Raw genomic sequence first — 16,581 nt, forward strand, 5'->3', positions numbered from 1 at the left:
GGGGCGTGATGCTGGCGGCGATTGAGGCGTTTTTTGCGGAAGCGGTGGCGTGGCGGCGCGATTTTCATCAGCACCCAGAGCTGAGTTTTGCCGAACATCGCACGGCGGCGCGGGTGGCGGAATTGCTGCGGAGTTTCGGCTGCGATCTGGTTGAGGCTGGGATAGGCGGCACCGGGGTTGTGGCGGTCATCCATGGCCGCGGGCCGGGGCGGCGGATCGGCTTGCGGGCGGATATGGACGCGCTGCCGATCCATGAGGCGTCGGGGGTGGACTTTGTCAGCGCGGTGCCGGGTGTGATGCATGCGTGCGGCCATGATGGCCACACGGCGATGCTGCTGGCGGCTGCGAAATATCTGGCGGCATCGCGGGATTTCGCGGGGCAGGCGGTGCTGATTTTCCAACCCGGCGAGGAAGCGGGCGGCGGGGCAAAGGCGATGATCGCCGATGGTGTGCTGGCGCGCTATCCGCTGGATGAGGTTTATGCGCTGCACAACATGCCGGGGCTGGCGGTGGGGGCTTATGCGAGCCGTCCGGGGCCGATCATGGCTGCGGCAGATATGTTTGAGATTGTCATCACCGGGCGCGGCGGGCATGCCGCGCAACCGCATCTGGCGTTGGACCCGGTGATGATCGCCGGGCATGTCTTGGTGGCCTTGCAGACGGTGGTTTCGCGCAACATTGATCCGCTGAAGCCTGCGGTTTTGTCGGTCTCGACCGTGGTGAGTGAGGGATCGGGGGCTTGTGTGATCCCGGGGCGAGTGGTGCTGACCGGGACGGTGCGCAGTTTTGAACTCGCGGTGCAAGATGTGCTTGAGGATCGGTTGCGGGCGGTGGTGCTGGGGGTGGCTGCGGCGCATGGCGGTGTGGCAACGGTGGATTATCTGCGCGATGCGCCCGCGACGGTGAATGATGCGGATTGTGCGGCGCATGCGTTGGACGTGGCGCGCGGGCTTTCGGGCGCGGTTGAGGCGGATGTGGCGCCGATGATGGTATCCGAGGATTTCTCCGAGTTTCTGAACGCGGTGCCGGGGGCGTTCATGTTTGTCGGCAATGGTGATGGGCCGCTGCTGCATCACCCGGCCTATGCGTTCAATGATGCGGGACTGCCTTATGGGGCGGCTTGGCTGGCCGAGATGGTGCGGGCGCGCGGATAGGGCTTGCGGGCGATTGCGCTTGCAGGACGATAGGGCTTGCAGGACGATAGGGCTTGCAGGACTCGGTGCTTTGATCAAATCATGGGGCAAAGGAGATTTGCCATGGCCCCGAAGAACCGATTTGCCGAGATGCTGCCCGAGATCGCCGGATGGCGGCAGGATTTCCACGAAAACCCCGAGTTGTTGTTTGAGGTGCATCGCACCGCTGGGCGTGTGGCTGAACTCTGCCGCGAGTTTGGCTGTGATGAGGTGACCGAAGGCATTGGCCGCACCGGAGTTGTGGTCGTGATCAAGGGCAAGACGGATACTTCGGGCCGGGTGATCGGGCTGCGGGCAGATATGGACGCGCTGCCGATCATCGAGCAGACCGGGGTGGCTTATGCGTCAAAAGTGCCGGGCAAGATGCATGCTTGCGGCCATGACGGCCATACCTCGATGCTGCTGGGGGCGGCGAAATATCTGGCGGAGACGCGGAATTTTGACGGCACGGCGGTGCTGATTTTCCAACCTGCGGAGGAAGGTGGCGGTGGTGGCCGCGAGATGTGCGCCGATGGCATGATGGACCGCTGGGGGATTCAGGAAGTTTACGGCATGCACAATATGCCGGGGATTCCGGTGGGGCATTTTGCGATCCGACCGGGGGCAATGATGGCGGCGGCGGATCAATTCGAGATCACGGTGACGGGCAAGGGTGGCCATGCTGCCAAGCCGCATGACTGCATAGATACCACGGTGGTGGCGGCGCATATCATCGTGGCAATGCAGACGATAGCCTCGCGCGGGGTTGATCCGCTGAAGCAGGTGGTGGTGTCGGTCTGTACGGTGGCGACGGATTCAACGGCGCATAACGTGATCCCGCAGGTGGTCAAGATGAAGGGCACGGTGCGCACGATGGATTTCGGCGTGCAGGATTATGTAGAAGGCCGGGTGAAGGCGATTGCGGAAGGCACGGCGGCTGCCTTGGGGGCTGTAGCGGTGGTCGAATACACCCGTGGCTATCCGGTGACGGTAAACGCCGAGGCGAATACCGAATACGCGGCAGACGTGGCGCGGGCGGTGTCGGGGCAGGTGGATACCAACACAGCGCCGCTGATGGGGGCAGAGGATTTCAGCTTCATGCTGCTGGAACGGCCCGGGGCCTATATTTTTGTGGGCAACGGCGACACGGCGATGGTGCATCATCCGGCCTATAACTTCGACGATAATGCGATTCCGTTTGGGTCAAGCTGGTATGCGGGCATGGTCGAATCCCGGATGCCAGCCGCGTAAGACTGCCCCCCTCAGGCGGTTCCCACCCGCCCACCCCACCGCCCTCGGGGGGCAGTGGGGCCAAGCTGAAACCTTGTGACATCAGAAGGCTTTGACGATGATTGCTTCGGCCTTGATCGCGCTGATCGCAGCGCTGCATGTTTACATCCTCGTGCTGGAGATGTTTCTTTGGCAGGCCCCGCGCACGCGGGCGGTGTTTGGCACTTCGGCCGAATTTGCCGCCCAAAGCAAGGCTTTGGCTGCCAATCAGGGCTTGTACAATGGCTTTCTGGCGGCGGGTTTGATCTGGAGCCTGTGGCTTGGCGTCGAAGGCCGCGATGTGGCGGTGTTTTTTCTGATCTGTGTGCTGGCGGCAGGAGTTTACGGCGGCGCGACCGCCTCACGCCGGATACTTCTTGTGCAGGCTTTGCCAGCGGCGCTTGCACTTGGCGCAGTCTGTGCGGGTGTCTGACCGCAAGGTTTGAGTATTTCCAAAAGAGCAATGACAAGTGCACCGCCACGAAGGATTTGCTCTTTTTGAAATACTCCCTGCGGAGCATCCCACATAGGCTGCGAAAACAGGTCGTGTCGAAGGCGCGCGCAGAGCCTCACCCGCCCGTATGCTTACCCGCCCCGATGCTTACCCCCCCGTGTGGCTCATGTGCCGGGTCATCTGGCCCTTAACCCCTTGCCGGGTATAGTCGAAATCATGGCCCTTGGGTTTGTGACTGATTGCGCGGCGGATGGCTTGGCGCAGCTGTGCGTCGTCGGCACTGGCACGCAGTGGCGCGCGCAGGTCGGCCATGTCTTCTTGGCCAAGGCACATATAGAGTTCGCCCGTGCAGGTCAGCCGCACCCGGTTGCAGCTTTCGCAGAAGTTATGCGTCAACGGCGTGATAAATCCGATGCGCTGGTCGGTTTCGGCCAACCGGACATAGCGGGCGGGGCCGCCGGTGCGGTCAGGCAAATCCTGCAATGTGTAGCGGGTGGACAGTTGCCTGCGCAAATCTTTCAGCGGCCAGTATTGATCCACCCGTTGCGCTTCGCCCATATCGCCCATCGGCATCACTTCGATGAAGGTCAGATCGTGGTTCTCGCGCCCGCACCATTCGGTCAGGCTGAACAACTCATCCTCATTGAAGCCCTTCAGGGCGACGGTGTTGATCTTGACCTTCAGGCCTGCCTGCTTTGCGGCTTCTATCCCGTCCAACACCTGATCCAGCCGACCCCAGCGGGTGATCTTTGCGAATTTCTCTGCGTCTAAGCTGTCGAGTGATACATTGATCCGCTTGACCCCACAGGCGGCAAGCTCAGCTGCATATTTGCGCAATTGGCTGCCGTTGGTGGTCAGAGTCAGTTCGCGCAACGCACCAGAGTGCAGATGCCGCGCCATGGCTTCAAAAAACGTCATGATGCCTTTGCGCACCAAGGGCTCGCCACCGGTGATGCGCAGCTTATCAACACCCAAAGCAATGAAATTGCTGCACAAACGGTCAAGCTCTTCCAGCGTCAGCAATTCGGCTTTCGGCAGGAAGGTCATGTGTTCGGTCATGCAATAGGCACAACGGAAATCGCAGCGGTCGGTGACCGAAACGCGCAGATAGGAAATCGCGCGGGCGAACGGGTCGATGAGGGGCAGTTCTGACATGGGTTCAAGGTAGGGCTGCGCGGGTTTGCGATCAAGGTCGAATGCGACGGTTGCGCGTGGGCAAGCGCCACGGTATCGTTTGGGGATGATGCATAAAACCTTGATCTTGATGAGTATGGCGCTGGCGACGTCTGGCTGTGCCATGATGACACCGTCAAAACCGGATGCCGTGGCGCAGGTTTCGGCACCGATGGCGCGGCCGGTGATTGGTGCTGGCGCTTCTGCTGCGGCACTCGACCAGACCACGGCGGCCGAGCGGGCGGCGGCGACAGCCGTCAAGCCTGCGGGCGCAGAGCGGGCTTTGGGAGAGGCAGTGGTGGCGTTGGGCAGCCCGGCAGAGCAGGGTCTGTGGGTGAAGTCGCCGCTGATCGTCGCCAAGGCCAAGGGGCGGGTGGTGACGGAAAGCGGCGCTTCGGTGGCGGTTGATTTGCTGCCGGGATCTGGTTCGGCCTCATTGTCGCTGGCGGCGTTTCGTGCGCTGGGGCTTGGGTTGACCGATCTGCCCCAGGTCACGATCTACGCAGAATGAAGCCGATTTACGCCGCGTAAATCGTGCACGATTTCCGGCTTCGGAAATCGCCTTACCCCAGATATTGCGCCGCCTCTTTGCGTGCAAAACTTTTCATGCGCAGGCCGTATTCCTCCAGGAAAGCTGCGGTGCGGTCGGGGTCGTGTTTCGACAGATCGCGCAGCCACCACGCCACGCATTTCTGGATGAACCAGTCTTTGTCGTCGATATAGACCGCAGCCCAAGACAGCACGCGGTCGCGGATCTCCAGTTCAAAATCCTTCGGGAAGTTTTGCTTGGTGAAGGGCAGGGTTGCGACCAAGGCGGCGCGACGGGTCCACATATTCTCGGACGTGGTCCAGCTTTCGACCGTCTCGATGCGTGACGGATCGGCAGTGATGCGTTTTTCAACGGCTTTGCAGGCGGTGTCAGCGATGGCCCAAGCGTCGAATTGCGGCACCCATTGGCAAAGCAGATCCCAAGCAGCGGTATCATCGGGTTTGATGCGGGCTTGGGTCAGCAATTTGGCAGCGGCGATGCGGGCCTCGTGGATGTTGCTGTCCCACAGATCGCTGGCCAGCTGGATCCGGTCCTCAAGGTTAAGATCTGCGCGCCATTGATCGGTCAATTCCTCGATTTGCGGCACTTTCAGCCCCAGATAAGGGCGTTCGGTCTTGTGATAAGCCAGCGCTTCGATGGCCTTTTGCGGGTCGCCAAGGGCATTCAATTGGTCAAGGGCATGCGCGATCATTCGACGGTCACCGATTTGGCAAGGTTGCGGGGTTGGTCGACATCGGTGCCTTTGGCGATGGCGGTGTGATAGGCCAGAAGCTGCGCCGGGATCGCATAGAGGATCGGCGCGAAGGCGTCAGAGACCTGTGGCATGGTGATGGTTTTCCAGCAATCGCTGCCAGCCTCGGCCACGCCTTGCGCATCAGAAATCAGCAGCACCTTGCCGTGACGGGCCATGACTTCCTGCATGTTTGAGACGGTTTTCTCAAACAAAGGGTCGCGGGGGGCCAGCACGATCACCGGCACGCGGTTGTCGATCAGCGCGATGGGGCCGTGCTTGAGTTCACCTGATGCATAACCTTCGGCGTGGATGTAGCTGATTTCTTTCAGCTTTAGCGCACCTTCCAAGGCCAGCGGGAACATCGCGCCCCGGCCCAGAAACAGCACGTCTTGCGCCTCGGCCAGTTCTTCCGCGATGGCGGCAATCGGGGTGGAGAGCGCAAGCGCGTGGTTCATCAGGCCGGGGATCGCCGCGAGATCAGAGAGATGTTGCGCAAGGCTTTCCGGGGTCAGGCGGCCGCGATCTTGGGCGGCTTTCAACGCCAACAGCGCGAGGGTGGTCAGCTGGCAAGAAAAGGCTTTGGTCGAGGCCACGCCAACCTCGATCCCCGCCATGATCGGCAAAGCCAGATCGGCTTCGCGGGCGATGGATGAGGTGGGGACGTTGACCACGGCGACGATCTTGGCGACCTTGTCACGGGTGTAGCGCAGGGCGGCGAGGGTATCGGCGGTCTCGCCGGATTGGCTGACGAACAAAGCCCATTGCTTGGGCGACAGCGGCGGTTCGCGGTAGCGGAATTCCGAGGCGATGTCGATTTCAACCGGCAGGCCCGCGATTTGTTCAAACCAGTATTTGGCGACATGGCAGGCGTAACTTGCGGTGCCGCAGGCGACCATCGTCAGGCGGTCAACAGCGGTGAAATCGACTTCGGCTGGCAGGTGTAGCGCACCGTTTTGCACGTATCGCTTCAGCGCGTCGGCTATCACCACCGGCTGTTCGGCGATTTCTTTAGCCATGAAATGCTTGTAGCCGGCCTTTTCGATGCGGGTGGCATCGACTTGGATGCGGGCTTCGGCGCGGTTGGCAAGATGATCATTTTCATCATAGATCACAGCGCCTTGGCGGGTGATCACAGCGTAATCGCCTTCTTCCAGATAGGTGATGCGGTCGGTCATCGGTGCCAGCGCGATGGCATCTGATCCCACGAACATCTCACCCTTGCCGTGACCGATGGCCAGCGGAGAGCCTTTGCGGGCGGCGATGATCAGGTCTTCTTCGCCATCAAACAGAAAGCACAAGGCAAACGCACCGTGCAGGCGTTTCAGGGTTTGGCGGGCGGCCTCAATAGGGGTGGCACCGCGGGTGATGTACAGATGTGCAAGAAGTGCGACGGTCTCGGTATCGGTCTCGGATTCCTGGGTCAGGCCCGCCGCTGCCAGTTCGCTGCGCAGTTCGCGGAAATTTTCGATAATGCCGTTATGCACCACCGCAACGGGGCCAGAGCGGTGCGGGTGCGCGTTGGTTGTGGTGGCAGCCCCATGCGTTGCCCAGCGGGTGTGGCCGATGCCAGCCTTCCCCGCGAGCGGTTCGTGGACCAGAAGATCGGACAGGTTCACCAGCTTGCCCACCGCGCGGCGACGATCAAGCCTGCCCTTGTTGACGGTGGCGATGCCTGCGCTGTCGTAGCCGCGATATTCCAGCCGTTTAAGGGATTCAACCAGCAGCGGCGCTACTTCGTTATTGCCAAGAACGCCAACGATTCCACACATTTACGACTTCCCTTTCGCGGCTTTGATCGCCTTGAGACGGGCCATCAGCTTGGTGGCGAGACCCGGTTTGTTGACTTGTTTGGCGCGGCCAATCGACAATGCCTCATCGGGGACATTCTCGGTGATCACCGAGCCCGAGGCGGTCAGCGCATCGTTGCCAACGCTGACCGGGGCGACCAGCATGGTCGATGATCCGATGAAGGCGCGTTTGCCGATTTTGGTGCGGTGCTTCATCACGCCATCATAATTGCAGGTGACGGTGCCCGCGCCGATGTTGGTAAACTCGCCCACGTCAGCATCGCCGATATAGGTCAGATGGCCGACTTTGACGCCTTCATCAAGGATGGCGTTCTTGATCTCGACAAAGTTCCCGACATGGACATCTTCGGCCAGTTCGGCACCGGGGCGCAGGCGCGCAAACGGGCCAACAACCGCGCCGCGCGAGATGTGGCAGCCCTCAAGATGGCAAAAGGCTTTGACCTCTGCCCCGGATTCAATGGTGACGGCGGGGCCAAAAATCACATTCGCGCCGATGATGGCATCGCGGCCGATATGGGTGTCCAGCGCGAAGAACACGGTTTCGGGCGCGGTCAGGGTGACGCCGTTTTCCAGTGCATCGGCGCGGGCGCGGGCTTGGAAGGCGGCTTCGGCCTCGGCCAGCTGTGCGCGGGTGTTGATGCCAAGGGTTTCGGACTCGTCACAGATCACCACGCCTGCCGACAGACCTTGCGCGCGGGCAAGGGCGGGCAGGTCTGTCAGGTAGTATTCTTGCGCTGCGTTGTTGTTTTCAACACGCGCGATCAGCTCGAACATCAGCTTGGCGGGGGCGCAAAGAACGCCGGAATTGCAAAGCGTTATGGCGCGTTCTTCATCCGAAGCGTCTTTGTATTCGACGATCTTTTCAAGGCTGTCGCCTGATGCCACAAGCCGGCCATAGCGGCCCGGATCGCGGGCTTGGAACCCCAGCACCACCACCGAATGGCGCGCGCGCGCATCCAGCATCGCTTGCAGGGTTTCGGGGCGGATGAACGGCGTGTCGCCATAAAGCACGATGGCATCGCCTGCGAAATCGGCGAGCAAAGGCGCTGCCATGTCGACGGCATGGGCGGTGCCAAGTTGCGGTTCTTGCAGCACGCAATCGACAGCGGGATCGAAAGCCTCGGCGGATTTGGCGACCAAGGCGGCTTCATGGCCGGTGACGACGACGATCCGCGATGGTTCCAGCGCGCGGACGGCCGTCAACGCGTGGTGCAGCATCGGCGCGCTTGCGATGTTGTGCAGCACTTTGGGGGTGTCAGAGTTCATCCGACTTCCCATGCCAGCCGCCAAAACGATGAATGAAACCGCCATCTGCCTCTTTCCTTTATGTGTCGCCCGTTTTACCCCGGTTGGGCTGGGCCGCAAGGGGTGGTTCTTCACGCAAGGTTACAGAATGAAAACGGTGGTGTTTGATCTGGATGGCACGCTGGCCGATACCAGTGCGGATTTGCTGGCGGCGGCGAATATGTGTTTCGTGCAGTTGGGTCATGGCGTGGTGTTGGATGGCCGCGACACGCTGACGGCGTTTCACGGCGGGCGGGCGATGCTGCGGGCGGGGTTCGACCGGCTGGGGGTCAGTTATTCCGAGGCGGATATTGCGGCGCAATATCCCGTGCTGCTCGCGGCCTATGCGGATGGCATTGACGTGCATACCAAGATGTATCCGGGTGCGATCCAAGCGGTATTTGAACTGCTGAGCAATGGCTACCGCACCGCCGTCTGCACCAACAAACCCGAAGGCTTGGCGGTGGAGCTGCTGCGCCGCTTGGGCGTCAGTGATCTGTTTGGCGCAGTGGTGGGGGCGGATACATTGCCCGTGCGCAAGCCCGATCCCGCACCTTATATCGAGGCCGTGCGGCGGGTGGGCGGTGCTGTCGGGCAATCCATGCTGATTGGCGATACCGAGACCGATCGCTTGACGGGCCGCGCTGTGGGGGTGCCGGTGGCTTTGGTGACCTTTGGGCCAGAGGGCACGGGCGTGTCGCGGCTGCAGCCCGAGGCGCTGTTGGACCGCTACGAGGATTTGCCAGCACTTGTGGCGCGGCTGCTGCCCTAAGCCTGCGGAAAATCTTGCCAGACGCCCCGCCGCAGGTTTAGCACTGTGCCTATTTTAAATCATGCGTTGGAGGCTTGCATGAATGGCACTGTGTTTTTGCGGACGAGCGTTGTCTTTCTGGTCTGTGGCGTGGTTTTGGGCATGAAAATGGGCATGACCGAGGATTTCATCCAAGCGCCGACACATACGCATATCAACTTGATCGGCGGGGTGTGGATGTTTCTGGCGGGGCTGTTTTACAACGCCCATCCGCAGATCTCGACACGGCTGTCTGGGCTGCACTATCTGCTGACAGTTGTGGGGATGATCGGCTTTGCAGTTGGGCTTTATGGCAAGCTGGAGGGCGCTGCTTGGGGCGAGGCACCGTTGATCGCGGGCTCGATGCTGACCGGGCTGTCGCTGGTGCTGTTCGCGGTCATTGTCTGGATTGGCACCGGGCGGAAAGCGCGGGTTTAGCGACGCCTATGGGGAATATTCGGTGGTTTGACAGTGTTTCGCCGCAAGACTAGGTTGCGGCTATGACAAAAGCCCCGTCCCGCCATGCGATTATCTTTGTTTTGTTGTGTGTGCTGCTCGACATGATTGGCTTTGGCCTGATCATTCCGGTGCTGCCGCAACTGATCGAGCAGGTGGGCCGCGTCAGCCTGTCAGAGGCCTCGGTGATCGGCGGCTGGATGTTCTTTGCGTTCTCGATGGCGCAGTTCGCGTTCAGCCCGTTGATGGGCAATTTGTCGGATCGCTTTGGCCGCCGCCCGTTGTTGCTGCTGGCGATTGCGGGCCTGGGGATGGACAATCTGTTGCAGGGCTTGGCACCGACTTTGGGCTGGCTGTTTGTCGGCCGGGTGATTGCTGGGGTCTGCGGATCAAGCTGGGTGATCGCCAATGCATTCATCACCGATGTGACCGAACCGGAGGAACGCGCCAAGTATTTCGGCATGATGGGCGGGGCGTTTGGCTTGGGCTTTGTGTTGGGGCCAGCCTTGGGCGGCGTGCTGGGCGAGTTCGGGCCAAGGGTGCCGTTTTTCGTGGCGGCGGCGATTTCGGGGCTGAATTTCATCTATGGCTGGTTTGTGCTGCCCGAGACTTTGGCGCCAGCGAACCGCCGCAGCTTCAGCCTTGCGCGCTCAAACCCGCTCGGCGCGTTCAAGGTGTTTCGCAGCTATCACGGTGTGATCCCGATGTGCGCGGTGATGTTCGCGTTCTTCTTTTTCACCTCGGTATATCCGGCGATCTGGCCCTATTGGGGCATGGCGAAATTCGGTTGGTCTTCGGCAATGGTGGGGCTGACTTTGGCGGTGTTTGGCGTGGTGATGGCTGGGTTTCAGGGCGGTTTGACCGGGCCGGGTGTCAAATTGTTCGGCGAGCGTAATCTGGCGTTGGTCGGCTTGATCTCGGCGCTGATCGCGGCGGCGGGCTATGGCTTTGCAGGCTCTTTGGGCGTGGTGGTGGTGTTGATGATCGTGCATGGGCCCGAGGGGTTCATCCATCCGATGCTGACCGCGATGATGTCCAAGGCGGTGCCCGCGGATGCGCAGGGTGAATTGCAGGGCGGCATCTCGGCGATCATGAACGTCGCAATGCTGGCGGGGACGGTGTTTTTCAGCCAGATTTTCGGCTATTTCATGCGCCCCGGTGGCTGGCAGTCGCCGGATGTGGCGTTCTTTGTGGCGGGGGCTGGCATGGCTTTGACACTGGTGATGTTCATGGTGATTGTACCGCATGAGGAGAAGCGCCTGTGACGCAAGAAGTGTTTGGCGGTAGTTTCACCCAGCAAGAGCCGATCCCAGAGGCCGGGATTGAAGCCGCGATTGCCGTGCTGCGGCATGGCAGGTTGCACCGCTATAATACCGCAGCGGGTGAGATCGCAGAAGCCGCGCTGCTGGAGGAAGAATTTGCCAACCTGATGGGCGCGAAATATTGCCTTGCTGTGGCCTCGGGCGGTTATGCTTTGGGATGTGCCTTGCGGGCGGTGGGCGTGGTTGCGGGCGATGCGGTGTTGACCAATGCCTTCACGCTCGCGCCGGTGCCGGGGTCGATCGCATCGGTCGGCGCGCGCCCGGTCTTTGTCGAGATCACCGACCAGTTGGTGCTGGATTTCGATGATCTTGCGGCGAAGGCGGTGTCCTCTGGCGCAAAGGTGCTGATGCTGTCGCATATGCGCGGCCATCTGTGTGACATGCAGGCGCTGGTGGCGCTTTGTGCGCGGCTTGGGGTGCTGATCATCGAAGATTGCGCGCATACGATGGGGGCTGCGTGGAAGGGTGTGGCCTCGGGACGGTCGGGGGTGATCGGCTGTTATTCGATGCAGACCTACAAGCATATAAACGCGGGTGAGGGCGGCTTTCTGATCTCGGACGACGCGGCCGTGATGGCGCGGGCGGTGCTGCTGTCGGGGTCTTATATGCTTTACGGGCGGCACCGCGCTGCCCCGCCCATCGAGGCGTTTGAAGCGGTGCGGATGCAAGTGCCGAATGTTTCGGGCCGGATGGACAACTTGCGCGCCGCGATTTTGCGCCCGCAGTTGGGGCTGTTGGCGGATCGCGTGGCCCGCTGGGCCGAGCGCTATCAGGCGTTAGAGGCGGGCTTGGACGGCGTGCCGGGGCTGCGACTGGTGGCGCGTCCGGCGGAAGAAACCTATGTCGGCTCGTCCTTCCAGTTCCTGCTGCCGGGATGGTCCGAGGCCCGCATCGGCGCTTTGCTGGGGCGGGTCTTGGCGCGCGGGGTCGAGTTGAAATGGTTCGGGGCGGCCGACCCGGTGGCCTTCACCTCGCGCTATCAGCATTGGGGCTATGCCGCGCCGCAAAGCCTGCCGCAGACCGACCGGATTCTGGCTGGGCTGATTGATATGCGGGTGCCGCTGACGTTCTCGGTCGCCGATTGCGCGCAGATTGCGCGGATCATCAAGGCCGAGGCGCTGATCGTAGGGCAGGGGCCAGAGCCCGAGGCAATGGTGTTGCCCGTCATTCAATAGCGCCGAGAGTCTCTGCCATGAGGCAGCCTGAAACGCGGCAGCCGGATCGCGCCTTGCATTTCATACTGGTCTAAATATTCCCGCCGGAGGCTTCTGCCCTGACAGCAAGTGCATCCGGCGGGGATCTTGGCGGGATTTTAAGCGCAGACGCTGACAGTTTCAGGCAATTCTACAGGGAGTGGCTTCACGGTGCCTTGGCGGCCTGATTGAACAGCGGCACCGTCGAGATCGACATTTTCGCCGAGCCGTCGCTCAATTCAGTGGCATGGGTCAAGTAGACCAGCACCTGATTTTTCTGATCGAAAATCCGGGTGACGTTCAATGATTTGAACACTAGCGAGCGGCTTGCGCTGAACACTTCTTCGCCGGATTCCGAAGTGTCGATGTCGCCGATGGTGATAGGGCCGGTTTGCCGACAGGCGATAGAGGCGTTTGACGGGTCTTCAAACCAGTTGCCTTTCGACAGCCGGTCCCACATCGAGCGTTCAAAATAGCTGATATGGCAGGTGACGCCCTGCACCTTGGGGTCGGGGATCGCGTCAATAATGATGTCATTGCCGACCCAATCAACACCGACTCGGCCAATTTCCTCGGCGGTTGCGGTGAGGGGCAGCAGGCTTAGGGCAAGGGCGGCAATCAGGCGCATTTGGCGGGCCTTCCAATGATTTCTGCCTGTTAGATGGGCAGCACTGCCCGTGAACACAAGATCGCACGCGGAATCTCAATTTCTTAGTAAAACACTCATGAATTATTCCGCAAAAACCAAGGGCTTAGCGGCTTTGCAGTTCATAATTTCCAGCGGCCTTTGGTTGACCCTGCCAAGGGGGCGGGGTAAACGAATGGGCAAGAGCGACGTGGGCCAAAGCGCTTGCGACGCGTTTGTGCCAGCTGAAGGAGCGCTTCGCGTGGACCATCTTCTTCGTGAATATCTGCCCATCCTGATTCTTCTTGCGATTGCGACCGGGCTTGGCCTTGTGCTGATCCTTGCCGCCGCCGTGATCGCGGTGCGCAACCCTGACCCGGAAAAGGTCTCGGCTTATGAATGTGGCTTCAATGCCTTCGACGATGCGCGGATGAAGTTCGACGTGCGGTTTTACCTCGTCTCAATCCTGTTCATCATCTTCGACCTTGAGGTGGCCTTCCTGTTCCCTTGGGCCGTGGCCTTTGGACAGATCAGCATGGTCGGGTTCTGGTCGATGATGGTGTTTCTGGCGGTGCTGACCGTGGGCTTTGCCTATGAGTGGAAAAAAGGAGCACTGGAATGGGCGTGATGACGGGTGCCAATACCGCAGGGCCTGACCGCGAGGTTGCCACGCAAGCGCTGAACCGCGAGTTGCAGGACAAGGGTTTTCTGCTGACCACGACCGAAGATATCATCAACTGGGCACGCAATGGCAGCTTGCACTGGATGACTTTTGGTTTGGCCTGCTGCGCGGTTGAGATGATCCACACCTCGATGCCGCGCTACGATCTTGAGCGTTTCGGTGCGGCGCCACGGGCCTCCCCGCGGCAGTCGGATCTGATGATCGTCGCGGGCACGTTGACCAACAAGATGGCCCCGGCGCTGCGCAAGGTTTACGACCAGATGCCAGAGCCGCGCTATGTGATCTCGATGGGCTCTTGTGCGAACGGCGGCGGCTATTACCACTACAGCTATTCGGTGGTGCGTGGCTGTGACCGCATCGTGCCGGTCGATGTTTATGTGCCGGGCTGCCCGCCGACAGCGGAAGCGCTGCTGTATGGCATTTTGCAGTTGCAGCGGAAAATCCGCCGCACTGGCACGCTTGTGCGCTAAGGGGGCGTTATGGCTGATCTGACCCAACTCGCCACCTATCTGATCGAAGCCCGCCCGGATGCGGTGCTGGCCACTGAAATCGCCTTTGGCGAGCTGAATGTGACCGTGGCACTGCCTGCGCTGGTGTCTTTCGTGGGCTTTCTCAAGGCCGATCCCGCTTGCAAATTCTCTTCGCTGGTCGACATCACCGCCGTCGATCACCCCGAGCGGGTGGCGCGGTTCGATGTGATTTATCACTTTCTGTCGATGTACACCAACACCCGCATCCGCCTGAAAGTCGCTGTGGCCGAGGATGAGATGGTGCCCTCGATCTATCTCGCTTATCCCGCCGCGAATTGGTTCGAGCGTGAAACCTTCGACATGTTCGGCATCCTGTTCTCGGGCCACCCGGATTTGCGTCGGATCTTGACCGATTACGGCTTTCGCGGCCATCCGCTGCGCAAGGATTTCCCGACAACGGGATATACCGAAGTCCGCTATGATGAAGCGCAGAAACGGGTTGTCTACGAGCCGGTTTCGCTGGTGCAGGAATACCGTCAGTTTGATTTCATGAGCCCGTGGGAGGGTGCGAAATACATCCTTCCGGGTGATGAGAAAAAGGCCTGAGCGATGAAGGATGGCTCTTTCCCGGATGCGGCTTTGCAGGATGCGGTGACCCGCTACTGCCACGCGTTGCATTTTGCCGATGGTGCGGCGCTGCAAGCGTTGTGCAACGCGCGCTTCATGATGCAATGGGTGGGCGCTGATGGTCTGGATCGGGCCATCGACAAAGCCGCGTTTGTGGCGCGTGTCGGCGGACGCAGTGCGGCTGCGGGTGAGCCGGTGTTTGAAATTCTGTCGGTGGATGCTGACAATGAAATGGCGCAGGTCAAGCTGAACGTGTCGGTGCCGCCGCGCACTTACACCGATCAGCTGGGATTTTTGCGCGTTGCCGGATCGTGGCAACTGATGACCAAGCTGTTCCGCGTCGCGGACGGCCCGGCGATGGAGGTCTGATAATGCAGTGCCTTTGGAAGGAAATTGCGAAATGATGGACGGCGATATCCGCGCGAACAGCTATGACGACGGCACGGTTGACACCTTGACCGGCGAGCAGCGCATCCGCAATTTCAACATCAACTTCGGCCCGCAACACCCTGCCGCGCATGGCGTTTTGCGTCTGGTGCTGGAGTTGGACGGCGAAATTGTTGAACGCTGCGATCCGCATATCGGTCTTTTGCACCGTGGCACCGAAAAGCTGATGGAAAGCCGCACCTATCTGCAGAACCTGCCGTATTTTGACCGGCTGGATTACGTGGCGCCGATGAATCAGGAGCATGCCTGGTGTCTGGCAATCGAGCGGCTGACCGGCACTGTGGTGCCGCGCCGCGCTCAGTTGATCCGGGTGTTGTTCTGCGAAATTGGCCGGGTGTTGAACCACCTGATGAATGTCACCACCGGGGCGATGGACGTGGGCGCGCTGACGCCGCCGTTGTGGGGCTTTACCGCCCGCGAAGAGCTGATGGTATTCTACGAGCGGGCTTGTGGTGCGCGTCTGCACGCCGCTTATTTCCGCCCGGGTGGCGTGCATCAAGACCTGCCTCCGGCGCTGATCGAGGATATCGACGCTTGGGCGGTCAACTTCCCCAAGTTGCTGGATGATCTGGACGGTCTGATCACCGAGAACCGCGTATTCAAGCAACGCACGGTGGATATCGCCGTGGTGACACCAGAAGATGCGCTGGATTGGGGTTTTTCGGGCGTGATGGTGCGTGGATCGGGCATGGCCTGGGATCTGCGCCGCGCGCAACCCTATGAATGTTATGACGAATTCGAGTTCAAAATTCCGGTCGGCAAGAACGGCGATTGCTATGATCGCTACCTGTGCCGGATGCAGGAAATGCGCGAAAGCACCTCGATCATCCGGCAGGCGATTGCCAAGCTGCGGGTGGAAAAGGGCGATGTGCTGGCGCGGGGCAAAATCACGCCGCCGTCGCGCGGTGAGATGAAAACCTCGATGGAGGCGCTGATCCACCACTTCAAACTCTACACCGAGGGCTTCCATGTGCCCGCAGGTGAAGTTTACGCGGCGGTTGAGGCCCCGAAGGGCGAATTCGGCGTCTATCTGAAAGCCGATGGCAGCAACAAACCCTACCGCGCCAAGATCCGCGCGCCGGGCTATCTGCATCTGCAAGCTATGGATTATCTGGCCAAAGGCCACCAGTTGGCTGACGTGTCAGCCATCATCGCCACGATGGATATCGTGTTCGGGGAGGTGGATCGGTGAGATCACCTTTAGTAGTCTTTGCTGTCTTTTTTTGCGCGACTGAACCGGCTGTCGCTGGGCAGCAATGTCTGCTTTTGGGGCAAGACTGCCTTGAACTGCATAACTATCTTGTCTCGGTCCCCGTTGACGCGACCGTTGACGATATGCGCGACCGTGTAAGTGCAATCTTGGTTGCTGCATTCTATCCTGATTATCCTGCCGACTCTACGATGCACTGCACCCCCAAGTCTGCGCTTAAAGATTTGATTACGGGTAAGTCATACCAGCGCATTACGACGCCATTTCCGGTGGCGACAAACACTGCGCCTCTTAACGAATATCTGGTCGAGACTGG

General features: G+C 60.4%; 18 protein-coding genes. 13 read left to right on the top strand and 5 right to left on the bottom strand.

Features of this window, described 5'->3' with window-relative positions; translation table 11 throughout:
* Positions 1–8: 8 nt before the first annotated feature.
* The 3 genes from QQJ98_RS11270 to QQJ98_RS11280 all read left to right on the top strand — a co-directional run bounded on the left by QQJ98_RS11270 (position 9) and on the right by QQJ98_RS11280 (position 2,874).
* Positions 9–1,154 carry an amidohydrolase gene (locus QQJ98_RS11270; RefSeq protein WP_284325425.1) on the top strand — a complete coding sequence of 382 codons (1,146 nt, stop codon included), beginning with the start codon at positions 9–11 and terminating at the stop codon, positions 1,152–1,154.
* Between the two features lie 102 nt (positions 1,155–1,256).
* Entirely contained in the window at positions 1,257–2,423 is a 1,167-nt protein-coding gene (locus tag QQJ98_RS11275; RefSeq protein ID WP_284325426.1) for a M20 aminoacylase family protein, read from the top strand.
* Positions 2,424–2,520: 97 nt separating this feature from the next.
* Positions 2,521–2,874: a DUF1304 domain-containing protein gene (locus QQJ98_RS11280; protein ID WP_284325427.1), complete on the top strand. Its 354-nt coding sequence runs from the start codon at positions 2,521–2,523 to the stop codon at positions 2,872–2,874.
* A 168-nt stretch (positions 2,875–3,042) separates the two neighbouring features.
* On the opposite strand, the gene moaA is transcribed toward QQJ98_RS11280, so the two are convergent.
* Positions 3,043–4,050 (bottom strand): GTP 3',8-cyclase MoaA, encoded by a 1,008-nt coding sequence (moaA, locus tag QQJ98_RS11285; protein ID WP_284325591.1) that lies wholly within the window; start codon positions 4,048–4,050, stop codon positions 3,043–3,045.
* 142 nt (positions 4,051–4,192) lie between these two features.
* Here moaA and QQJ98_RS11290 point away from each other — a divergent pair, with 142 nt between their 5' ends.
* Positions 4,193–4,579 carry a hypothetical protein gene (locus tag QQJ98_RS11290; RefSeq protein ID WP_284325428.1) on the top strand — a complete coding sequence of 129 codons (387 nt, stop codon included), beginning with the start codon at positions 4,193–4,195 and terminating at the stop codon, positions 4,577–4,579.
* Between the two features lie 52 nt (positions 4,580–4,631).
* Here QQJ98_RS11290 and QQJ98_RS11295 read toward each other — a convergent pair whose 3' ends face one another.
* Genes QQJ98_RS11295 through glmU form a run of 3 tightly spaced genes read right to left on the bottom strand, consistent with a single transcriptional unit; the run spans position 4,632 to position 8,470 of the window.
* Positions 4,632–5,309, bottom strand: a complete 678-nt coding sequence (locus tag QQJ98_RS11295; protein ID WP_284325429.1) for a DNA alkylation repair protein — start codon at positions 5,307–5,309, stop codon at positions 4,632–4,634.
* The gene (glmS, locus tag QQJ98_RS11300; RefSeq protein WP_284325430.1) at positions 5,306–7,120 is read right to left on the bottom strand and encodes a glutamine--fructose-6-phosphate transaminase (isomerizing); all 1,815 of its coding nucleotides are present in this window, start codon (positions 7,118–7,120) and stop codon (positions 5,306–5,308) included. Before glmS ends, QQJ98_RS11295 begins: the two co-directional genes overlap by 4 nt.
* Positions 7,121–8,470: a bifunctional UDP-N-acetylglucosamine diphosphorylase/glucosamine-1-phosphate N-acetyltransferase GlmU gene (glmU, locus tag QQJ98_RS11305; RefSeq protein ID WP_284325431.1), complete on the bottom strand. Its 1,350-nt coding sequence runs from the start codon at positions 8,468–8,470 to the stop codon at positions 7,121–7,123.
* Positions 8,471–8,552: 82 nt separating this feature from the next.
* On the opposite strand from glmU, the gene QQJ98_RS11310 reads away from it, so the two are divergent.
* The 4 genes from QQJ98_RS11310 to QQJ98_RS11325 all read left to right on the top strand — a co-directional run bounded on the left by QQJ98_RS11310 (position 8,553) and on the right by QQJ98_RS11325 (position 12,186).
* Positions 8,553–9,215 carry an HAD-IA family hydrolase gene (locus QQJ98_RS11310; RefSeq protein ID WP_284325432.1) on the top strand — a complete coding sequence of 221 codons (663 nt, stop codon included), beginning with the start codon at positions 8,553–8,555 and terminating at the stop codon, positions 9,213–9,215.
* A gap of 78 nt (positions 9,216–9,293) precedes the next feature.
* Positions 9,294–9,671 (top strand): hypothetical protein, encoded by a 378-nt coding sequence (locus tag QQJ98_RS11315; RefSeq protein ID WP_284325433.1) that lies wholly within the window; start codon positions 9,294–9,296, stop codon positions 9,669–9,671.
* Positions 9,672–9,733: 62 nt separating this feature from the next.
* Positions 9,734–10,954, top strand: coding sequence for a TCR/Tet family MFS transporter (locus QQJ98_RS11320; RefSeq protein WP_284325434.1), 1,221 nt, complete (start codon positions 9,734–9,736; stop codon positions 10,952–10,954).
* Complete coding sequence (locus tag QQJ98_RS11325) at positions 10,951–12,186, top strand: DegT/DnrJ/EryC1/StrS family aminotransferase (protein ID WP_284325435.1); 1,236 nt, start codon at positions 10,951–10,953, stop codon at positions 12,184–12,186. Before QQJ98_RS11320 ends, QQJ98_RS11325 begins: the two co-directional genes overlap by 4 nt.
* 184 nt (positions 12,187–12,370) lie before the next feature.
* Here the strand turns inward: QQJ98_RS11325 and QQJ98_RS11330 are convergent, their stop codons facing one another.
* Positions 12,371–12,832 (bottom strand): CreA family protein, encoded by a 462-nt coding sequence (locus QQJ98_RS11330; protein WP_284325436.1) that lies wholly within the window; start codon positions 12,830–12,832, stop codon positions 12,371–12,373.
* 259 nt (positions 12,833–13,091) lie between these two features.
* On the opposite strand from QQJ98_RS11330, the gene QQJ98_RS11335 reads away from it, so the two are divergent.
* From QQJ98_RS11335 to QQJ98_RS11355, 5 genes are read left to right on the top strand one after another with little or no spacing between them, the layout of a single operon-like run.
* Positions 13,092–13,457, top strand: a complete 366-nt coding sequence (locus QQJ98_RS11335) for an NADH-quinone oxidoreductase subunit A (protein WP_284325437.1) — start codon at positions 13,092–13,094, stop codon at positions 13,455–13,457.
* Positions 13,448–13,981, top strand: coding sequence for a NuoB/complex I 20 kDa subunit family protein (locus tag QQJ98_RS11340; protein WP_284325438.1), 534 nt, complete (start codon positions 13,448–13,450; stop codon positions 13,979–13,981). The genes QQJ98_RS11335 and QQJ98_RS11340 overlap by 10 nt, the downstream gene beginning before the upstream one ends.
* A 9-nt stretch (positions 13,982–13,990) precedes the next feature.
* The gene (locus QQJ98_RS11345) at positions 13,991–14,587 is read left to right on the top strand and encodes an NADH-quinone oxidoreductase subunit C (RefSeq protein WP_284325439.1); all 597 of its coding nucleotides are present in this window, start codon (positions 13,991–13,993) and stop codon (positions 14,585–14,587) included.
* A gap of 3 nt (positions 14,588–14,590) precedes the next feature.
* Complete coding sequence (locus QQJ98_RS11350; protein ID WP_284325440.1) at positions 14,591–14,977, top strand: nuclear transport factor 2 family protein; 387 nt, start codon at positions 14,591–14,593, stop codon at positions 14,975–14,977.
* Positions 14,978–15,008: 31 nt separating this feature from the next.
* Entirely contained in the window at positions 15,009–16,247 is a 1,239-nt protein-coding gene (locus QQJ98_RS11355; RefSeq protein ID WP_284325441.1) for an NADH-quinone oxidoreductase subunit D, read from the top strand.
* Positions 16,248–16,581 lie beyond the last annotated feature (334 nt).

Source organism: Cypionkella aquatica (assembly GCF_030161095.1).
In the GTDB taxonomy this organism is placed as follows: Bacteria; Pseudomonadota; Alphaproteobacteria; order Rhodobacterales; family Rhodobacteraceae; genus Cypionkella; species Cypionkella aquatica.